We start from the raw sequence: 18,666 nt of genomic DNA, 5'->3' as shown, positions 1-18,666 counted from the left end.
GAAGGCTAGTCTAAGGCGTCACGGGATTGACGGTCGGGGACGTCTTCGGCCCCGGGCGCGCCGGCTCGACCGGCGATCTCGGCTCGGTCGGCAGCACCATCGCGCCTGCGGCGCGCGCGGCTTCACCTGTGGTGTGATACATCGCGACATGCGCGGGCTGCGACTTGGCCCGGTTCCACGGGCCGTGATCGACGAGCAGCATCGCGGCAATGGTGACGCCGGCGACGATGAGCGCGATCACGCCGGGATGGCGAAGCGTAACGGCAAGGGAGTTCGTGAAGCGGGTTGCCATCGAACACTCTGGACTGTTTCCTCTGCGAGGTTAATTCAATGACGCCTCGGAGAGTTCCGCGGGGAACGGACAGTTCCGCCTGCATCTGAACGAAAGCGCCCAGTTGATAAGTTCAGCCGACGCGGGCGAGGTCGCCATTCATTCCGCCGGCGAGATCGCATTGCTCGGCGTCGGGCGATCCGCGATCTGTTGCCCGAACAGGCTGCCGATCAGCTCGACCGCCGTCCGCGCAGTGCGTCCGCGCTCGTCCAGGAACGGATTGAGCTCGACGATGTCAACCGACCGGACCAGCCCGGAATCGTGCAGCAGCTCCATGATGAGATGTGCCTCGCGATAGGTCGCGCCGCCCGGCACCGTGGTACCGACGCCGGGGGCCACGCAGGGGTCGAGGAAATCGACGTCGAAGCTGACGTGCAGCACGCCGTCGCTTTCCTTCACCCGCTCAATGAAGCGCCGGATCAGCACGGCGACGCCGAACTCGTCGATCTGGCGCATGTCCGCGACGCGGATGCGCCGCGTGCGGATCAGCTCCCCCTCGAGCTTGTCGATCGAGCGCGTGCCGAACAGCTCGAGCTGGCCGGGATCGATCGAGGCGCGCGGCTCATTGCCGAGCAACCCGTCGAGCCCCGGCTCGCCGCACAAAAACGCCGCGGACATGCCATGCATGTTCGCCGTGATCGTCGTCGCCGGCGTGTTGTAGTCGGCATGCGCATCGAGCCAGAGCACGAACAGTTTGCGCCCGCGCTCTTGCCAGTGACGCGCCATGGCGTTGACCGAGCCCATCGACAGCGTGTGATCCCCGCCGAGAAAGATCGGGACTGCCCCGCTCTTCGCGACGTCGTGGGCCCTATGGCTCAGCAAGCGCGTCCAGCGCTGGATCTCGCGGTAGTGATTGGCGTTGTGGGGCGGCTCGTCGCTGGGATCGGGAATTCCGGCAACCGAAAGGTCGCCATGATCGGCGACCTCGAATTCGAGACTTTCCAGCAAGGTCGCGAGGCCGGCGGTCCGCAAAGCGGCAGGGCCCATCAGGGTCCCGCGCTGCGAAGCCCCCATGTCGATGGGGGCGCCGAGCAACGCTATGCGCTTGGTTCGATCCGATGTTGTACGATCGGTCACGACCGTCTCCCTGATCAGGTTTGTGCTGGGGCGTCAGCCTAACAGAGATTCGCATCCGTCGTTTCCCGGATCCGCCGACCTCGCGGGAACAAAACCCCGCCGGCTGAATTGCAGATGCAGGCCGGCACCCGCCGTCAAGACGGCGCCAGTCGCGGATAGCCAAAGGTCTTCGGACCCGCTGTTCAAAACGAGCGCTCGCGAGGATAGCCAAAGGTGCCGGTCCCTGCCATTTCGCGGGCGTGGAGAACTTGAGCCTTGAGCGTGGACATACCGGAACCCGTTTCGCAATCAGGCATAGCCGAGCGCGCCGTCGATGCCGCAACCGATGTCTCCCGCACGATCGGCGAGGTCGCCGGCGGCCTGCATGCCGCTGTCGATCGCCTGACCGCGACCATTGAGGAGGCGCGAAAGCCAGGGAAACCGCTGTCGACGATCGCCGCCATCACGCGCGAGGCGCCGCTGGCGAGCCTTTTCGTTGCATTCCTGTTCGGCGTTGCGATTGCACGCCGGCGCTAGCCTCAGAACAGCTTCGGTCCCCGCCGGTCGAGCTGCGCTTCCCATGTCGTCAGCGTGGCAGCCACGATCATGACCGCAATGCCGGCAATGCTGACCCAAAGTTGAGCGAGGAAGCCGCCGGAAAGATCGCTTAGGATGACGTGACCGACAAAGGACAGCAGCACTCCCAAGCAGTACATCGAGAGTGAATTCTCGCCGCAACGGATCATCGCAACCGCAAGCGCCGGCGCACCTAGGCGCCCCATCCGCAGCATGAAGCGCCAAACAACGACAGCTAGCGCGAGGAAGTGCAACAGCCGAACAGGCGCCAGGTGGCTCTTGTAGATCGGATAGATCAGGCTCGAGACGTCGTCTGGTATCAGCAGCTTCAGCGCCTCGAACTGCCAACTCAAGGTGACGACGAGGCTGAACAGCAGATAGAGCAGCCCGATGACCAGGGTCGCGCGTGACTGCGCGAGCGGCCTGATCATGTTACCGCCGCCACCGGCATACCAGGCGCCGAACACGAACAGAAACTGGAACGCGAACGGGTTGAAATACAGCTCACCGGTCGGCCATGCCGGCATATGCCAGCTCCGGAGCTGGACCATCAGATATACGAGGAACGACGCCACCAATGTCGTCGTGGGAATGCGGATCAGGAGCCACAACAGCACCGGGAATGCGAGGTGCAGCAGCACGAAGGTCGGCAGGATATCGGTATTGACGGGCGTATATTGCAGCGTCGCCGCATGCACGATCGCAGCGCCAGGATCCCTAAAGAAGAAGCCCGTGTTGGTTTCATCAACGTAGCGCTCGCCACCGCCGACGAGCCACACCAGGGCGACATAGGCGACGAACAGCAGCAAGAACGCGCAGTAGATCTCGACGCAGCGCCGCAGTGCGCGCGCGATGATCGTCAGCCATCCCTGCTCCGGCAGGGCACCGCCATAGGCGAGCATACAGGTGTAGCCGGAGACGAAGACGAACACCTCGGTGGTATCGCTGAAGCCGTAATTGCGCAGCGTCAGCCACGCCAACGAATTGTCCGGGATGTGATCGATGAAGATGAACCACAGCGCCAGCCCGCGACAGATATCCAAACGCAAATCGCGGTGGCCCTTCTGGTCGATCAGAGGTGCGGACTTGGCCAACTTCGGCTGATAATTTGCCACGATCTCGATGAGCCTCACACGACTGGCATGTCGCACGCGGCCCATGATACAGATTTGGCCGGGTTTGTCTTTACGACCGCGCGCCGCGCTTAGGCCGCGCCAACCGCCACCCGGACGCACCGTCAGGAATTGTCGTTCGAACTCAGCAGCCGGCATCGGGCGGTCGATGACATCTCATGCTCAACTCTTGCGCCCGGCGACACGCTGGCGATCAACCTGTCGACGATCGCGAACGATCCGCGCCAGTGCCCGTCGTCTCGACGGCGACATCACCGGGTCCTTCGAAGTACGGCAAGCATCGTCCCGCTTCACTCGCAAGCATCTTCGCTCACGCTAGCCGTGGCCTTCACCTTCAGCAACGTATCGGAGCACATATGTCTGGATCGTGGTACAACGACCATGTCACCGCGGGCCTGACCTCGGGATCGCTTCGGCGGCACCAACTATCTGACGCCGACCTATCGCCAAGGGCTCGACATCTTTGGCGCCTCGCACTGCACCGACGACCTTCTTGTCGCGCAACGGCACCTCGGCTAACTTCTCGGGTCCCGAACGCCTGGTTCACATGCTACCAGACTCGTACCGACTCGTGGTGGATCAAGTTCTCAAGCGCGAGCCAGACCGCAGTCACGCCCTCTTCACGTCGCAACAATTCCATCTCGGCGGCGCCGCCTTCGGCCGTGGCTATGGCGACGCCGAAATCGCCGGCGACAACGGGCTTGCCGGGTCGTTCGAGCTTCGCTTCGACCAGACATTCAACTTCCGCTACTGGACCGACTACTAGAATCTACGACTTTGCCGATGGTGGCGCGGTGTGGAACGACGCTGAACGACGGGCTGTCGCTGACGTCTGCCAGCGCTGGCATACGTCTGTTCCTGTGGGACGATTTGCGGGGCCGATCTCGCCGTCGCCGTGCCGCTCAGCGACCGCGCCCGACAATGGGCGTCGGAACGCGCGGTTCCCGTTCACCCTGTCGAACGCATTCAGGCTCTGCCCGGAGCGGAGGCAAAGGCAACAAACTGCCTCTAGTTCTCGGCCCATTGTTTTGCTTTGCAGTGGACCGCATAAGCTTGCCTAAATTTAATCCGGTCTCGCCCTCACATTCGCTCGATCCGAGAGTTCCCCATCATACCTCTGTGAAAAGTGATCGGGGGAAAACGATGAAAAGGGCCTTTGCGATTCTGGCATTCCTTTGCGTCCTGGCTGCGGGCGAATATTTCGCCGTGAGCAAGTTCGCGATCCGCCACGAGACGCTCAATCTGTTCGACGCCGCACGCCAGCGGCCGGTCTCGGTCGACATCGCCGTGCGCCGCGATTACGAGACCAAGGCCAATCTTGGCCTCTGGAAGCTTCCCCTTGCGGTCATCAGCAACGGAAACACGGTCAAAGCCACCGAGTACTCGTTCCTGGCCAACGTGCTCGCCGCGCGCGGATATCTCGTTGCCAGCATCCAGCAGGATCTACCGACCGATCCGCCCCTGATGACCAAGATCGGCCAACCCTATGTCGGCAGGCAGGGCGTCTATATGCGCTGCGAGGCGAACATCCTGTTCGTGCTTAACGAATTGAAGAAGCAACAGCAGAATGCGGAATACGATCACATAACGCTCGTTGGCCATTCCAACGGCGGCGACGTCTCCATGTATGTCGCCCACCAGCATCCCGAACTGGTGGCGAAGGTAATCACGCTCGACAATCTGCGGGTGCCCTTCGTGCTCAGCAATCACCTGAAGATCCTGTCATTCCGCTCGAAGGACCCGAATTTCGTGACTGATCCCGGCGTTCTGCCGACGCCCGAGCAGGCGAAATCGCGCGGCATCGACATCATCAATACCGGTGCCCAGCACACCGAGTTGAGCGACCGCGGCCCGGATTCGGTGAAGGAGAAGATCCAAGCTACGCTGGATCAGTTCCTCCGCAGCAGCTCCAGGAGCGAGCTCGCGCGGGCCGATACGACCAGCCCGATGATCATGAACCCCGCCGACTACTAGGCCCCATTCGTCAATCGACGGGTACGACTGAGGTCCGCTTGTCCTCCAACAGCCGTGGTTTGTTGAACCGGTGGCATGGCTGAAGCGACCTACGGGGTTCGCAGGGTGCGACGACGGCCGAGCGCGTCATGTGGGTCACGCCCCGGCCAGGCCGACTTGCGGCAGATCAAGGCGGCGCCGCGCCAAATGCGCGACAAGGCGAGCCTCGAGCGTCGGGGATGCCCAGATGTCGCACTACACACAACGTCTAAGGCTGCCTGCCACGGCTGCGTCGGCCTTCCTTCGCCGTCTCTACCGCTCCAACCGCAGGCTGGTCCGGTGGATCATCGCCCGCATCGATCTCTCGCAATTCCCCGGATCATGCTGCGGTTGAGCGCGGACACCGGACAAATGGTTCAAAGGACGCCTCATGCGCGTACCTATCAGATGGCTTCCAACCCTGATCGTCGCAGCCGGCCTGTCCGGATCGCCGGCTTCCGCAGCCGACCCGGATCACGGCGCCGATCTTGCAAAGCGCTGGTGCGCGAGCTGCCACCTCGTGACGAGCGAACAGAACCAGGCGAGTGCCGACATCCCAGCCTTTGCGGCCATCGCGCGCCGGCCCGACTTCACGCCGGAGAAGCTTGCCTTCTTCCTGCTCGATCCGCATCCGAAGATGCCGAACTTCCCCTTGAGCCGGATCGAAGCCGGCGACATCGCCGCTTATATTGGCTCGCTGCGCTAGATGCCGTAATGGGCCCTGCTCCGAGCAAGGGGTCATGATGGTGGCTGTCCCCCGATAGATGATGAAACGGGGTCACGACCTGAGTCGGCCCCAAGCATCTGGAGACGGAGGACAGCCGTGGAGAACTATGCCGGAATCGACGTATCATTGGAACTGTCGAGCGTGTGCGTTGTGGATGCCCAGGGTAAGATCCTGAAGGAGGCGAAGGTCGCGAGCGAACCCGACGCCTTGGTTGAATTTTTTGAGACGCTTGGCTTTGCAGTGAAGCGGATCGGGCTGGAGGCTGGGCCGCTGTCGCAATGGCTGCATGCGGCGCTGAAAAGAGCAGGCTTCGAAACGGTTCTGCTGGAAACGCGACATGTAAAGGCCGCATTATCTGCGATGACGGTCAAGACGGATCGCAAGGATGCGCGCGGGATTGCCCAGTTGATCCGGATGGGATGGTTCCGGCCGGTACACGCAAAGTCGGTCGATGCGCAAGAGATCCGGGCCCTTCTGATCGCACGCAAACAGCTTCTCGGGCGGCTGATCGACGTGGAATTGAGCATCCGCGGGATTTTGCGCGGCTTTGGGCTGAAGGTTGGCCCGGTGACGCGGAAGAATTTCGAAGCGCGGATCCGTGAGTTGGTTGCGGGTCAGGCGACATTGGAGCGCATTGCCGCAGCGATGCTTTCGGCGCGATCGGCCTTGAAGGCTGAGTACGGAAGGCTACACAAGGCTGTGCTGGCAACGGTGCGTGACGATGCGGTCTGTCGCCGGCTAATGACAGTGCCAGGCGTTGGTCCTCTGGTGGCTATTACCTACAAATCGGCGATTGACGACCCCAATCGCATCACGAAGTCAAAATCGGCAGGCGCGCTGTTCGGGCTCACGCCAAAGAAGTACCAATCGGGCGAAAAGGACGTCACGGGCGGGATCACGCTGGCCGGCGACGAGATAGTGCGTACGGTGTTGTATGAGGCCGCCAACGTTCTGCTGTCGCGCATCACCCGGTTCTCAAAACTTAAGCGCTGGGGGATGGACGTCGCCAAGCGGCGAGGCTCGAAGCGCGCCAAAGTCGCCTTGGCACGTAAGCTCGCAGTGATCCTGCATCGGATCTGGGTCGACGGCACAACTTACCGCTGGGCTGACGCGGGCCCGATCGCAGCATAGAGCACGAGGAGAAGAGCTGGAATGCAATCGGGCTGAACAGAAGCCCAGTGCCCGAAGTCCCGTCGCCGGGACGGTGGATGCGGCGAAGCCGTTACACGCCCAGTGGCCGTCGCCCGACGAACCACGCGTATCTAGATAGGCTCACCGCTCCCTCTGACAGCATGATGTGGCGGCCAAGCGTTGACCACGGACAGAAGCATGAGCTCGGCGGCGTGACGTTCACTCGGGAGGCTTGACATCATCGGGCCCATTACAGAAGTGCCCGAAGTCCCGTCGCCGGGACGGTGGATGCGGCGAAGCCGTTACACGCCCAGTGGCCGTCGCCCGACGAACCACGCGTATCTAGATAGGCTCACCGCTCCCTCTGACAGCATGATGTGGCGGCCAAGCGTTGACCACGGACAGAAGCATGAGCTCGGCGGCGTGACGTTCACTCGGGAGGCTTGACATCATCGGGCCCATTACAGAAGTGCCCGAAGTCCCGTCGCCGGGACGGTGGATGCGGCGAAGCCGTTACACGCCCAGTGGCCGTCGCCCGACGAACCACGCGTATCTAGATAGGCTCACCGCTCCCTCTGACAGCATGATGTGGCGGCCAAGCGTTGACCACGGACAGAAGCATGAGCTCGGCGGCGTGACGTTCACTCGGGAGGCTTGACATCATCGGGCCCATTACAGAAGTGCCCGAAGTCCCGTCGCCGGGACGGTGGATGCGGCGAAGCCGTTACACGCCCAGTGGCCGTCGCCCGACGAACCACGCGTATCTAGATAGGCTCACCGCTCCCTCTGACAGCATGATGTGGCGGCCAAGCGTTGACCACGGACAGAAGCATGAGCTCGGCGGCGTGACGTTCACTCGGGAGGCTTGACATCATCGGGCCCATTACAGAAGTGCCCGAAGTCCCGTCGCCGGGACGGTGGATGCGGCGAAGCCGTTACACGCCCAGTGGCCGTCGCCCGACGAACCACGCGTATCTAGATAGGCTCACCGCTCCCTCTGACAGCATGATGTGGCGGCCAAGCGTTGACCACGGACAGAAGCATGAGCTCGGCGGCGTGACGTTCACTCGGGAGGCTTGACATCATCGGGCCCATTACAGAAGCCGTTACACGCCCAGTGGCCGTCGCCCGACGAACCACGCGTATCTAGATAGGCTCACCGCTCCCTCTGACAGCATGATGTGGCGGCCAAGCGTTGACCACGGACAGAAGCATGAGCTCGGCGGCGTGACGTTCACTCGGGAGGCTTGACATCATCGGGCCCATTACAGAAGTGCCCGAAGTCCCGTCGCCGGGACGGTGGATGCGGCGAAGCCGTTACACGCCCAGTGGCCGTCGCCCGACGAACCACGCGTATCTAGATAGGCTCACCGCTCCCTCTGACAGCATGATGTGGCGGCCAAGCGTTGACCACGGACAGAAGCATGAGCTCGGCGGCGTGACGTTCACTCGGGAGGCTTGACATCATCGGGCCCATTACAGAAGTGCCCGAAGTCCCGTCGCCGGGACGGTGGATGCGGCGAAGCCGTTACACGCCCAGTGGCCGTCGCCCGACGAACCACGCGTATCTAGATAGGCTCACCGCTCCCTCTGACAGCATGATGTGGCGGCCAAGCGTTGACCACGGACAGAAGCATGAGCTCGGCGGCGTGACGTTCACTCGGGAGGCTTGACATCATCGGGCCCATTACAGAAGTGCCCGAAGTCCCGTCGCCGGGACGGTGGATGCGGCGAAGCCGTTACACGCCCAGTGGCCGTCGCCCGACGAACCACGCGTATCTAGATAGGCTCACCGCTCCCTCTGACAGCATGACGTGGCGGCCAAGCGTTGACCACGGACAGAAGCATGAGCTCGGCGGCGTGACGTTCACTCGGGAGGCTTGACATCATCGGGCCCATTACAGAAGTGCCCGAAGTCCCGTCGCCGGGACGGTGGATGCGGCGAAGCCGTTACACGCCCAGTGGCCGTCGCCCGACGAACCACGCGTATCTAGATAGGCTCACCGCTCCCTCTGACAGCATGATGTGGCGGCCAAGCGTTGACCACGGACAGAAGCATGAGCTCGGCGGCGTGACGTTCACTCGGGAGGCTTGACATCATCGGGCCCATTACAGAAGGGCGTGAACCTACAAGCCGAGCACCGCAGACAAATCCGCTGGTCTGAATTCGGCTAAAAGGAGACCTCGCGCCCGGTAGGCCAATCTCCGGACTTTAGGCTGGGTACATCGAAGCAAAATCCCATCATCCCTTTTTCGGGTGATTGAGTAAGTGACTACCGTTGTCGTCAGGGTTTGGCCGTTGGTTGGGTTTTGCTTCCGCTCTACCCATCCTCGAGTCGAACCGACGCGATATGCGAGGTCGCCCCGCGCCCCTCTCGCCAGCATGGAAAACTGTCGAGTCACCATTTATTTCTCAACCAGCAATTGCTGTGCTATCATCCGTTCACCTCCTCAACGGAGGTCGCTTTCAAAGAACTGATTTTGAACTGGGTGGAAATTGCAGATGCGGCGGTCTTATGGACTATAATATCCCTCCATAGGGAACCGATCGACTATGCCGATGTTGCGCGGCAGAGCTCACTGCCTGCCGACATCCTGTGCGGAAACTCGAGGTTCAGCATGGCGGCAACTTTTGAGCGACGTGTTGCGTCTTTTCTTTCTGCCGATGTGGTCGGATACAGCCGTCTAATCTCTCAGAATGATGAACGGACGGTCACGACGCTGCGCGCCTGCCGTCAGGTGGTTTACGACGCCGTACGCAAGCACAATGGCCGCGTGTTCGGCAGCGCCGGCGACAGTTTCATGATTGAGTGCGCGCGTCCAGTCGACGCGGTTCTTTGCGCCGTCGCGATTCAAGGCGCTCTCCGGCAACGAAATAGAACGCTGCCCAAGGATCAGCAAATGTGGCTGCGCACCGGCGTCAGCGTTGGTGAAGCCATTGATGAAGATGGTGTCTTGCACGGGGAGCACGTCAATATCGCGGCTCGATTGCAGGAGGTGTGCCCAACGGGTGGGATCGTTATATCCGAGCCGGTGCATGCCGAAGTCACGGGAAAGGTCGAGTTCGGATTTCGCCCATTGGGCGAGCTGGTCCTCAAGAATATACCGAGCCGCTTCCAAATCCTCGAAGTGATGGCTGATCAGGCCGGCACGCCGGAAATCGCTCCGGCATTGTCAATTATCGACGTTAGCCAGCCAATCCCGGGTTTCAGCGGTCGAGCGGCGCTGGCTGTTCTGCCCCTCGAAATCAAGGATCCTCAGAGCGCATATCTGGCAGACGGGTTCAGCGAAGACCTGGTCACGGCCCTTTCGAACATGCGTTGGCTGCCGATCATCGACCGCAATTCCAGCTTTGCGTTTCGCGGAGCCATCAGGAATCCAAGGCGGATAGGGAAGCTGCTTGGCGCGCGCTACCTACTGGGCGGGAATCTACGCGTCCAAGGGGATCGGCTACGGATCGTCGTCCGCCTGGTGGAGAGCGAGGCGGGGCACATTTTATGGACCGCGCAGTATGATGTGCGACTGGCGGATATGTTATCGGCTCTTGATGATGCGGCTGCTTCCATTGCCGGTACACTTGAGGGGCGCATCGGACATGCCGAACAGATGAGGGCCCGAGCCAAGCGGCGTAGCCGCCTGGATACCTGGGAGCTGATCTGGCGTGGACGATGGCACCTGAATCGCCTGACCCGCGTCGACGCCGAGGAGGCGCGTCGATTATTCGAGGAAGCATTGACCCAAGATCCGCATTCGGTCGAGGCGCTGCTCCATGTCGCATGGTGGACTTTTTACGATATCTGGACCCAGCGCCGATCTCGAGAGCATGTCATGAGCTTCAAGGAGCTCTCGCTGCGCGCGCTCAAAGCTGATGAGTTCGACGGTCGGGGACACCTGCTGGCAGGATGTGCGGAAATCCTCCTGCGCGATCCGGATGCGGCATTGCGTCATCTCAACGAGGCGATACGGCTAAATCCGAGCCTGGCCTATGCCTACGCTCAAATTGGTAGCAGTCAAATGCTCGCGGGCAGGCCTGAAGATGCTGTGGCTCCCCTCAAGAAATCTCTGCGCTTGAACCCCCACGACCACTACGTGTTCTATGTTCTCGGTGAGCTCGCTGCCGTGCGCTACATGCTAGGCGACTGGCAGGAGGCGATCGCGCTTGCCGAAGACTCCCTTGGAGTACGCCAAGCCTACTGGCACGCGCGCATGACGAAAATCGGTGCGCTTGCGCGATCCGGTAAGCACCAACAGGCGTCTGAAGAGCTGGAAATCCTCTTCGCCAAGCATCCTGACTTCTCGACGAAATATATCGATTGGTTGCCTTTCAAGGACCAGAGATGGATCGACTACTTCGCTGAAGGTCTGGCTCTCGCCGATTCCCGAGCCGGCTTTGCAAAAAAAGCCGGCCACGTGGGAACAGACGCTCTTCGGGGATAAGATCCTCGTTTTGCGGCCTGCTGACGATTCCGGACCGACTCGGAGGGCGGAACGAAAGGACGCGGACCATGCAGCCCCAGCAGGTCAAGTACTACGAGAAGATTCGCGAGGCAGAAGCTGCTTCGGCCAACAAACCGCCATCAAACGCCTTTGACTGGAGCCGATTGAAGAAGGGGGGCGTCGGAAGCCGGATCACGACTTGGCTGCTCGCATGGCATCCCCTTTACCGCGTCCTGCGCTTCCTGCCCATTCTAAAGCTTTGGGGGGTGTACGTCGTCACCAGATACGATGACGTCAAAATGGTGCGCGCGCGTCAGGATGTCTTCGAGGTGCCGTACGGACCGGAGATGACGGAGCTGACGGGCGGCGCGAGCTTCTTGCTGGGAATGCCGCCAGGGCGCGACTACGACCGGCAGAAGGCGTTTCTCACTTCCGTTCTTAAAACGGAGGACATCCAGCGCACCATCGTGCCGACGACCTCAAGCATCGCAACAGAGCTTGTCGAAATTTCTGGCGGTCAGATCGATGTGATCGAAGACTTGGTGATACGGGTGCCGGCCGAAGTGTGCGCGGCCTACTTCGGACTTGACGTCGATGATCCGCAAGCATTCGCAGAGTGGCTGATGGCAATCAGCACCCTGCTGTTCGCAGACTATCATGGCGATCCAGTAACGCGCGAGCTCGCGCTCACAGGCGCCCAGCGGGTTAAATCCGTGATCCATAGGTCCCTCGGCCAGGCAAGGGTCGGAACGCACAACTCTCGCCGCACACTGGTGGATCGCTTCATCGCAATGCAAGTACAAGCGGATGGGCCCACGGACGACGAAATCGCGGCGATGCTATTGGGGCTGGCGGTGGGATTCGTGCCGACCAACACACTCGCGGCCGCCCATATCTTGTCGATTCTGTTCGAGAAAACGGAAGCGATGCAGCAGGCAGCGAGTGCGGCTCGGGAGGACAACGACGAGGAGCTCGAGAGCTGCCTGATCGAAGCATTGCGATTCAGGCCACCCATCGTCCCAGGTCTTCCGCGGTATGCAAAGCAGCCGTTCATTCTGAGCAAGGACCGCTGGTGGCCAACGACGATTCCTAAAGACGGAGTCGTCCTCGCTGCCATCATGTCGGCCATGCTCGATCGCTCTCATGTAGATCAACCCGAAGTATTCGATCCCGGACGTCAACTGAAGGATGATCTTGCGTTCGGAGGGATGGGGCTCGACCACTACTGTCTGGGTGAGCAAATCGCGAGAGCGCAGATCACGCAAACCCTCAAGCCATTGCTGAGGCAGAGCGGCCTACACAGGGTCGGCCAGGAAGAAAACGTGGGGCCGTTCCCGCGACATCTGACGGTGCAGTTCGCTCCGAAGGATGGCCAGCGCACCCAGTCAATGATCACGATCTGCATTCCAATGGCAGGTGAAGCGGATCACGACGCAGTCGCCCGGGAAATAGCTTCATTGGGCAACCCGGCGAAAGCGCCGATCCGGACAGCGCTCGATGAAACGCAGCGGATCCATTTCGCGAGTCTGAACGTCATAAAGGGTGAAATGGACGAGCCCTCCTATGTGGTTTTCGAGCTGAACGTGGACGGACCGGAAGGATCGGCGATTGACGCGGCGTGTGAAAAGGCTGAACGTCAACTGCTTCCGATTTTTCAGTTGGCCTGTGGGATAGGCGATCTCGAAGCGCTTAAGCGTTGTCTGCACGACAACGTCGTTCATTCGAAGGCTACGCCCCTTGCAACGCGGCATGTGACAAGCGGACTAAACTTTTCGGGAACGCCGGAACTTGCTGTCACCCGTATCGACCAGGAACGAAAGATCGCGAACGTCGCCTATACGCTCGTTACGAAATGGGTTCAGCAGAACGGGAAGCTTGCGTTGCCGGCAATGCCGGCCCTTCGATTCACGCGGGACGAATTGCTCAGGAGCGGAACCCTAAGACATCGATTGGTGAGGCCGTTGAACAAGCCGTTGGCGATTTCGCGACACGCGGACCTCGGTAGGTTAGAGGCCGTGAAGTCTTTCCTCACCGATCGCTCGCTCATCGTTACGCTGGCCGCGTTGACAATCGGAATGGGACTGCTGCGGTTCTTGGTGGTTTGGCACGGTAGACTCATCCAAGACTGGTTGGATTGGGCAATTAGGATAGGCAGTTTCCTGATCTCCCTGGTCGATGGTCTGCTCTATGTCGGTTTCCTGGTGTTGCTTGTTCTGTCGGCATTGGTCTTGTTGCTTCGCCGTCAGGAAGCTGCCGATCCCGTTGAGGATCTCGATCCCGGCCCAATCCACCTACAAGAGCTTTTGGCAGTTGAGAACCCGCCGGGGTATGTGCAGAACCATCTCACCGCGATCACGCCGCTAAAGGCAGGTTGGTTGCGTCGCCTGACGCTTGCGGCGGCATTCTGGGGAATCAACAAGCTGGTCAAACACCGATTCCGGCCTGGATTCATTCTTGACATCGGCACCATCCATTTCGCCCGCTGGTTTCGGCTGCCCAAGACCGGCCGGCTGGTATTTCTCGCCAACTACGACGGTAGCTGGGAAAGTTACCTGGAGGATTTCATCACGAAGGCCCACTACGGTCAGACTGCCGTGTGGAGCAACGGAAGAGGCTTTCCAAGAACAAGATTCCTGATACTGGACGGTGCAGAGGACGGAGCGCGCTTCAAGCGCTGGGTAAGGCGTCAGCAGGTACCGACGCCATTCTGGTACTCGCGTTTTCCCGCACTGACGACCGATCAGATCCGAAACAACGCGCTGATTTGTTACGGGTTGGCCAACGCACGAACCGAGAGCGAGGCCCGAGCCTGGCTGGATCTGTTCAACTCTCAACCACGTCCGCCATCAGCGATCGAACTGCATGAGATCCAGTCTCTTGTGTTCGGACCTCTGGGAAGGCTTGGCTCGGCCGAGATGGTTCTCCTGCGCTTTCCTGACGATCCTGCACGTTGCAGGAAGTGGCTTCAGGACATCACGGCAATGTGCAGCACTGTCGCGGATGACGGGGAGCTGAATGGAGAGCCAATGTTGCCTTTGCGTGCCGACTACGAGTTGCCCCTCGCGTCTACTTCCCGAGTCTCATTCGGCGATGTTGTGGATGAGAGGCGTGCACTGATGATGGCATTTTCAGCGGCAGGCTTGCGGCGTCTGATCGCCGACAAGATGAACGACGGCGATGTCGGGAACATATTGGACTCCTTCCCTGCAGCTTTCGTCGAAGGCATGAGCGAGCGGTCACGAATTCTCGGTGACCTCGAGGCCAGCGCGCCGGAGCACTGGAAATGGGGAGCAGGTGATGCTCAACAACGTGCCGACGCCATACTGCTCCTCTATGCGACCACGCCGAATGAACTGCAATCCTTGCGGAAGGAGGAACTGAGCAGAGCTCGGAAGTTCGGCCTCCTGCCATTCCATTCGATTCGCATGCAGGATGTGGGCGATCCGGGTCGTTCGCGAGAGCCCTTCGGTTTTCGTGATGGCATCTCGCAGCCCATCATCCGGGGCACGAAACGTTTCGCCCGCGATGCCAACTCGATCCATGTCGTCGAACCAGGCGAGTTCGTGCTCGGCTACGCGGACAATCATGGATATTTTCCGCCGACACCGGTGGTTCCCTCCGAGCGCGATCTCAATAACATTTTGCCGGACACGCCTGCGAATCTACAGGATCGCTTTCCGGCATTCGCCGGTGAGATCGCGAGCGCCCCCCGTGATCTCGGACGCAATGGGTCCTTTCTTGTTGTGCGCCAACTCGAGCAAGACGTCGCCGGCTTCAACGATTTCCTCGATGCTACCGCCGGCGCGCTCCGCAGCGCCTATCCGACAGCGAACCTGTCGGCACATTGGGTCGCCGCCAAAATGGTCGGGCGTTGGCGAGATGGCGCATCGCTCATTCGACATCCGGAAGGTCCGGCAGCAGACGAGGACAACGACTTCTTGCCTGGGGTCGAAGATCCCCAGGGGCTTCGCTGCCCCTACGGGGCACATATCCGGCGCGCGAACCCGCGGGACAGCCTTCAGCCCGGCAGTGAAGAGCAGATCAAGATTTCCAACCGGCACCGGATCGTGCGAGTAGGTCGGCCCTATGTGGAAGGATCAGGCGGGGAAGATCCGGTCGGTGATGATCAGCGACTGGAAGCGCGGGGCGTGGCGAACGGGCCAGGTAACTTCGATAAACGGGGTAGCGACTGGTCCACGCAAGATGAAGGGACAACGTGCGAGGCGTCACAACGAATAGACAGTTGCGAGCCAAAGGGATTGTTGTTCATGTGCCTCAACGCCGATATTGAGCGCCAGTTCGAGTTTCTTCAGCAGACCTGGATTAGCTCGCCATCCTTTCATGGTCTGAAGGATGAGCGGGATCCTCTAGTGGGCACATCTGGTCCCGGCAAAACGGGGACATTCACCGTTCCCACCACGGTCGGTCCTCTTGAAATCACCGGGTTGCAGTCTTTTGTGACCGTCAAGGGGGGCGGCTATTTTTTCCTGCCTAGTCGCTCGGCGCTGCGGTTTCTTAGCCAAGGTCCTTGAGGCAAGCTCGATGCCTTCGCTGTGGGCTCAGGAACTGAGATCTACGCGCTTTGCGGGCAAACGCTTGGGCGGCGAGCGAAAGTCCCCCATCAAGGCAAATCCCTGCCGGTTGAGCCGACAGTCGCGCGCCGCCTGCGGTTCAGGACTTGCCTTTGCCGGGTTGCATCAGGTTGCCGGTGATCTGTCGCATATGCTCACCAGCGTTGGTGAATTGACTTCTCAGGAATTCGGACTGAATGCGCATCGCTTCCTGGAGATCGGTTGCGTGAACCAGCTTGCGTGCGTGCTCGAACGCCGTCTTCATGTTTTGTTCAGTGAAAGCAAGCGCCTGCTTGGAAACCTCTGTGCCGGTTCCAGGCACCGATGACATCGACTTGGTGGCAGCATCGAAAAACAGGCTGAAGGCTTTTTCCGCCTGATCGATGGTCTTCTCGGCCAGATCGCGCAATTCGGCCGGAACTTCGAGCTTCGGTTCGATCATGTCGCCGTCCTCCCCTTGTCCTCACTGATCTATCACACTTGTCGGATCGCATTCCAGCAGTTCGGCCGGGATTAGGGATTCCTGGGGGCAGTCGGTTCTGGTTGGGGCGTCGACGGGCGATACCCCGCCTCACGAAAGCGGATGTTCGGAAATCTCTTCGGTGGAGAGGTCTTCGACCAGCTTGATGACCTCGAAACGCTGCCGGGGCGCGAGCTTGAGGAATGCACGCAGCAGTCGCAGGCTCTCGACGGTTTGACTCGCAGGCGCCCCCAGCTTCAGGTGCAGTTCAGTCGCGAAATTGAGGTTTTTCATCTCGCACCCTATGAAAGGAACGGCCTTCGTGAGAGGGTACACGGCATTCAAGAACCAGACGTCGGACATGAACGGCTCTCGGCCGGGTGACCGCGGGCGGACCACCAAATCGCGTGCCCGCAACGGATCGGGCGAACCCGATGAGGTTGCAATTATGACAAGGAACAACCCCTCCGGCAAGCCAAACTGCTGGCAGAGGGTTACTTTGTCGTCATCGGACCTCAGCAATTCCGGATGACGGACCCGGTCCACCCCGCCCACGACAGGATTCAACAGGTGATAGCTGCACTTGGCTCAACCGGCGTCAATGCGACGTATTCTGTTTCCAAATATAAACGGGGAGTGGGGTCACGCTCACACGATAACCCAGCGCGACGATTCATCCCAGTCTCATCGCGCCCAGGGCGCGCCAACGAAGCCGCCCCCCTGGAGGGAAAGCGCATGCCGTGGATCGCACCCAGTTGCGCTGGACCCAGATCGGCGCCGGCATCTGCACGTTGATGTTTGGCGGCATGCTCTTCAACCTGCTTCGCCTGCGTGGTCCTCGCCATCGCAAGCCTACGCTAGCCGGCCATTCCCGTCACAGTGACGTCTTCGCGCGTGATCGAAAGCCGCCAGGGCTCGTTGGCGCCGCTGATCGTGGCCGCAATCAGCGCCGCCGTGGGAGCCGCCCCATCCTGGATCGTCGTTCGCGCGAGCTTCTCAGCTAGCGGCTACGGGGGCTTGTCGCGCCAGGGTCGTCAGACGCAAAGCCATAGATCAGAGCCAGCCGGTCCAGGCATTCCTGCAGCCGCTTGGAGAAATAGTCGTTCCAACGCTGGCTGCGCACGGCGCGGCGTTCGCCGACCTGCTCCATCGTCAGTCCGAGCACCAGGACATCATGCACGAGCGCCGCGCCGTCGGTGCCGAGTTCGTGCTCGATCCGGTTGAGCCGCAGCACCGCCTGGCGCTGGCTCTCGGTGACGGGCTCGCGGCCAAGGATGCCGTCGACATATTCCCGGTTCGGATCGATCGCCTGCGGCCCCCGCTCCGCCTTCTCCCAGTCGCTCTGGAACGCACGGCCGCCACGGTACTGCGCTTCATCGATCTGGTGATGCGCATGGAGCCGACCTAACGGATCGTTGCGAATCGAGCGCAACGCGACGATCTTCTCGCCGGGATCAAGGCCTAAGGGATTGTCGACTTCGACTTCCGCCACTTCGGCGTGTGGCGGCAAGTCGCGTGACCTGCGGTCGTAGATCCTTCCCAACCTGTAGGTCTTACTCCGTTTGGCACGTGCCACTTGGATACTCCTTGACACAAAACGATGGAAACGGGATTCCCAGCACGGGGCGACCGCGCTCAAGCGGCCGCGACGAGCCGCAGGATGACCGGGCCGGTCGTTCGCACCGTGTCGGGCCCGGAGGTCAGGTGAAAATGGGGCGTGCAATAGCTGGAGCCCGGGCGCCGGGGATGACCGCAGAAGGCGATCGGCTCCCCGTCCTTATCCCCACCATACGGATAGCGGCAGTCACCAGGTTCGAGCGCGAGCAGCGAGATCAGCCTCGGCCGGATTCCGACGCAGCGCAACTTGAGCGGTCCGGCCGGCACGAGGGGCGGTTTGGACGCCTCGCCTTTCCCCGAAGCGTTTTGCGGAAAAGGTCCATTCGCCAAGAGCGGTGCGATCGGGGGGCTCGATGCCCGCCCGGGCGCGGCAAGCCCCATCCGCTTGGCCCGCCCGATCACCGCATTTCGTGTGTAATTCGTTCCAAATCTTGCGTTAATCTCCCTTCCGATCTTCGAAAAAGACATTCCCTTGAGAAAATAGTCGCGCAGTGCGTTGGAATGCTCCGACGCCCAGTTGCCCGGTTCCATACTGACTTGCCCTGTGATCCGCCCCATTTGGCCCGAATTACCCTCTTGAGGCGAACGAGACATTCCGATATTCCGAAGGACAAGTCAGCGCGGAATTCTGATAT

The 18,666-nt window shown here is 60.8% G+C and carries 14 protein-coding genes; 7 read left to right on the top strand and 7 right to left on the bottom strand.

Features of this window, described 5'->3' with window-relative positions; genetic code table 11:
• Positions 1 to 10: 10 nt before the first annotated feature.
• Both QA640_RS14085 and rocF read right to left on the bottom strand, forming a co-directional pair.
• The gene (locus QA640_RS14085) at positions 11 to 292 is read right to left on the bottom strand and encodes a hypothetical protein (RefSeq protein ID WP_283041240.1); all 282 of its coding nucleotides are present in this window, start codon (positions 290 to 292) and stop codon (positions 11 to 13) included.
• 138 nt (positions 293 to 430) lie between these two features.
• Entirely contained in the window at positions 431 to 1,408 is a 978-nt protein-coding gene (rocF, locus tag QA640_RS14080) for an arginase (RefSeq protein WP_283041239.1), read from the bottom strand.
• Between the two features lie 255 nt (positions 1,409 to 1,663).
• Here rocF and QA640_RS14075 point away from each other — a divergent pair, with 255 nt between their 5' ends.
• Entirely contained in the window at positions 1,664 to 1,924 is a 261-nt protein-coding gene (locus QA640_RS14075; protein WP_283041238.1) for a hypothetical protein, read from the top strand.
• Positions 1,925 to 1,926: 2 nt separating this feature from the next.
• Here QA640_RS14075 and QA640_RS14070 read toward each other — a convergent pair whose 3' ends face one another.
• Entirely contained in the window at positions 1,927 to 3,078 is a 1,152-nt protein-coding gene (locus QA640_RS14070; protein WP_283041237.1) for an OpgC domain-containing protein, read from the bottom strand.
• Positions 3,079 to 3,589: 511 nt separating this feature from the next.
• Here QA640_RS14070 and QA640_RS14065 point away from each other — a divergent pair.
• From QA640_RS14065 to QA640_RS14040, 6 genes are all read left to right on the top strand, one after another.
• Positions 3,590 to 3,862: a hypothetical protein gene (locus tag QA640_RS14065; protein WP_283041236.1), complete on the top strand. Its 273-nt coding sequence runs from the start codon at positions 3,590 to 3,592 to the stop codon at positions 3,860 to 3,862.
• 377 nt (positions 3,863 to 4,239) lie between these two features.
• Positions 4,240 to 5,070, top strand: coding sequence for an alpha/beta fold hydrolase (locus QA640_RS14060; protein WP_283041235.1), 831 nt, complete (start codon positions 4,240 to 4,242; stop codon positions 5,068 to 5,070).
• A 409-nt stretch (positions 5,071 to 5,479) separates the two neighbouring features.
• On the top strand, positions 5,480 to 5,794 hold the full coding sequence (locus tag QA640_RS14055; protein WP_283041234.1) for a cytochrome c: 315 nt from the start codon (positions 5,480 to 5,482) through the stop codon (positions 5,792 to 5,794).
• 117 nt (positions 5,795 to 5,911) lie between these two features.
• Complete coding sequence (locus tag QA640_RS14050; RefSeq protein ID WP_283035464.1) at positions 5,912 to 6,946, top strand: IS110 family transposase; 1,035 nt, start codon at positions 5,912 to 5,914, stop codon at positions 6,944 to 6,946.
• Positions 6,947 to 9,370: 2,424 nt separating this feature from the next.
• Positions 9,371 to 11,383, top strand: coding sequence for a tetratricopeptide repeat protein (locus tag QA640_RS14045; RefSeq protein ID WP_283041233.1), 2,013 nt, complete (start codon positions 9,371 to 9,373; stop codon positions 11,381 to 11,383).
• A 68-nt stretch (positions 11,384 to 11,451) separates the two neighbouring features.
• The gene (locus tag QA640_RS14040) at positions 11,452 to 15,915 is read left to right on the top strand and encodes a cytochrome P450 (protein WP_283041232.1); all 4,464 of its coding nucleotides are present in this window, start codon (positions 11,452 to 11,454) and stop codon (positions 15,913 to 15,915) included.
• Positions 15,916 to 16,054: 139 nt separating this feature from the next.
• Here the strand turns inward: QA640_RS14040 and QA640_RS14035 are convergent, their stop codons facing one another.
• The 4 genes from QA640_RS14035 to QA640_RS14020 form a co-directional block, all read right to left on the bottom strand.
• Positions 16,055 to 16,396 (bottom strand): phasin, encoded by a 342-nt coding sequence (locus QA640_RS14035; RefSeq protein ID WP_283041231.1) that lies wholly within the window; start codon positions 16,394 to 16,396, stop codon positions 16,055 to 16,057.
• Positions 16,397 to 16,525: 129 nt separating this feature from the next.
• Entirely contained in the window at positions 16,526 to 16,708 is a 183-nt protein-coding gene (locus QA640_RS14030) for a hypothetical protein (protein WP_283042790.1), read from the bottom strand.
• Positions 16,709 to 17,414: 706 nt separating this feature from the next.
• Positions 17,415 to 17,990: a hypothetical protein gene (locus QA640_RS14025; protein WP_283041230.1), complete on the bottom strand. Its 576-nt coding sequence runs from the start codon at positions 17,988 to 17,990 to the stop codon at positions 17,415 to 17,417.
• Between the two features lie 59 nt (positions 17,991 to 18,049).
• A complete protein-coding gene (locus QA640_RS14020; RefSeq protein ID WP_283041229.1) occupies positions 18,050 to 18,562 on the bottom strand; it encodes a GcrA family cell cycle regulator in 513 nt (170 codons plus the stop codon).
• Positions 18,563 to 18,666 lie beyond the last annotated feature (104 nt).

The organism is Bradyrhizobium sp. CB82, assembly GCF_029714405.1.
Lineage (GTDB): Bacteria > Pseudomonadota > Alphaproteobacteria > Rhizobiales > Xanthobacteraceae > Bradyrhizobium.
This window is presented reverse-complemented; position numbering and strand designations above follow the sequence as displayed.

Coding starts and splice junctions, on each gene's coding strand:
- QA640_RS14085 (WP_283041240.1), bottom strand. CDS start 292: ATGGCAACCCGCTTCACGAACTCCCTTGCCGTTACGCTTCGCCATCCC.
- QA640_RS14060 (WP_283041235.1), top strand. CDS start 4,240: ATGAAAAGGGCCTTTGCGATTCTGGCATTCCTTTGCGTCCTGGCTGCG.
- QA640_RS14055 (WP_283041234.1), top strand. CDS start 5,480: ATGCGCGTACCTATCAGATGGCTTCCAACCCTGATCGTCGCAGCCGGC.
- QA640_RS14040 (WP_283041232.1), top strand. CDS start 11,452: ATGCAGCCCCAGCAGGTCAAGTACTACGAGAAGATTCGCGAGGCAGAA.
- QA640_RS14035 (WP_283041231.1), bottom strand. CDS start 16,396: ATGATCGAACCGAAGCTCGAAGTTCCGGCCGAATTGCGCGATCTGGCC.
- QA640_RS14030 (WP_283042790.1), bottom strand. CDS start 16,708: ATGAAAAACCTCAATTTCGCGACTGAACTGCACCTGAAGCTGGGGGCG.
- QA640_RS14020 (WP_283041229.1), bottom strand. CDS start 18,562: ATGGAACCGGGCAACTGGGCGTCGGAGCATTCCAACGCACTGCGCGAC.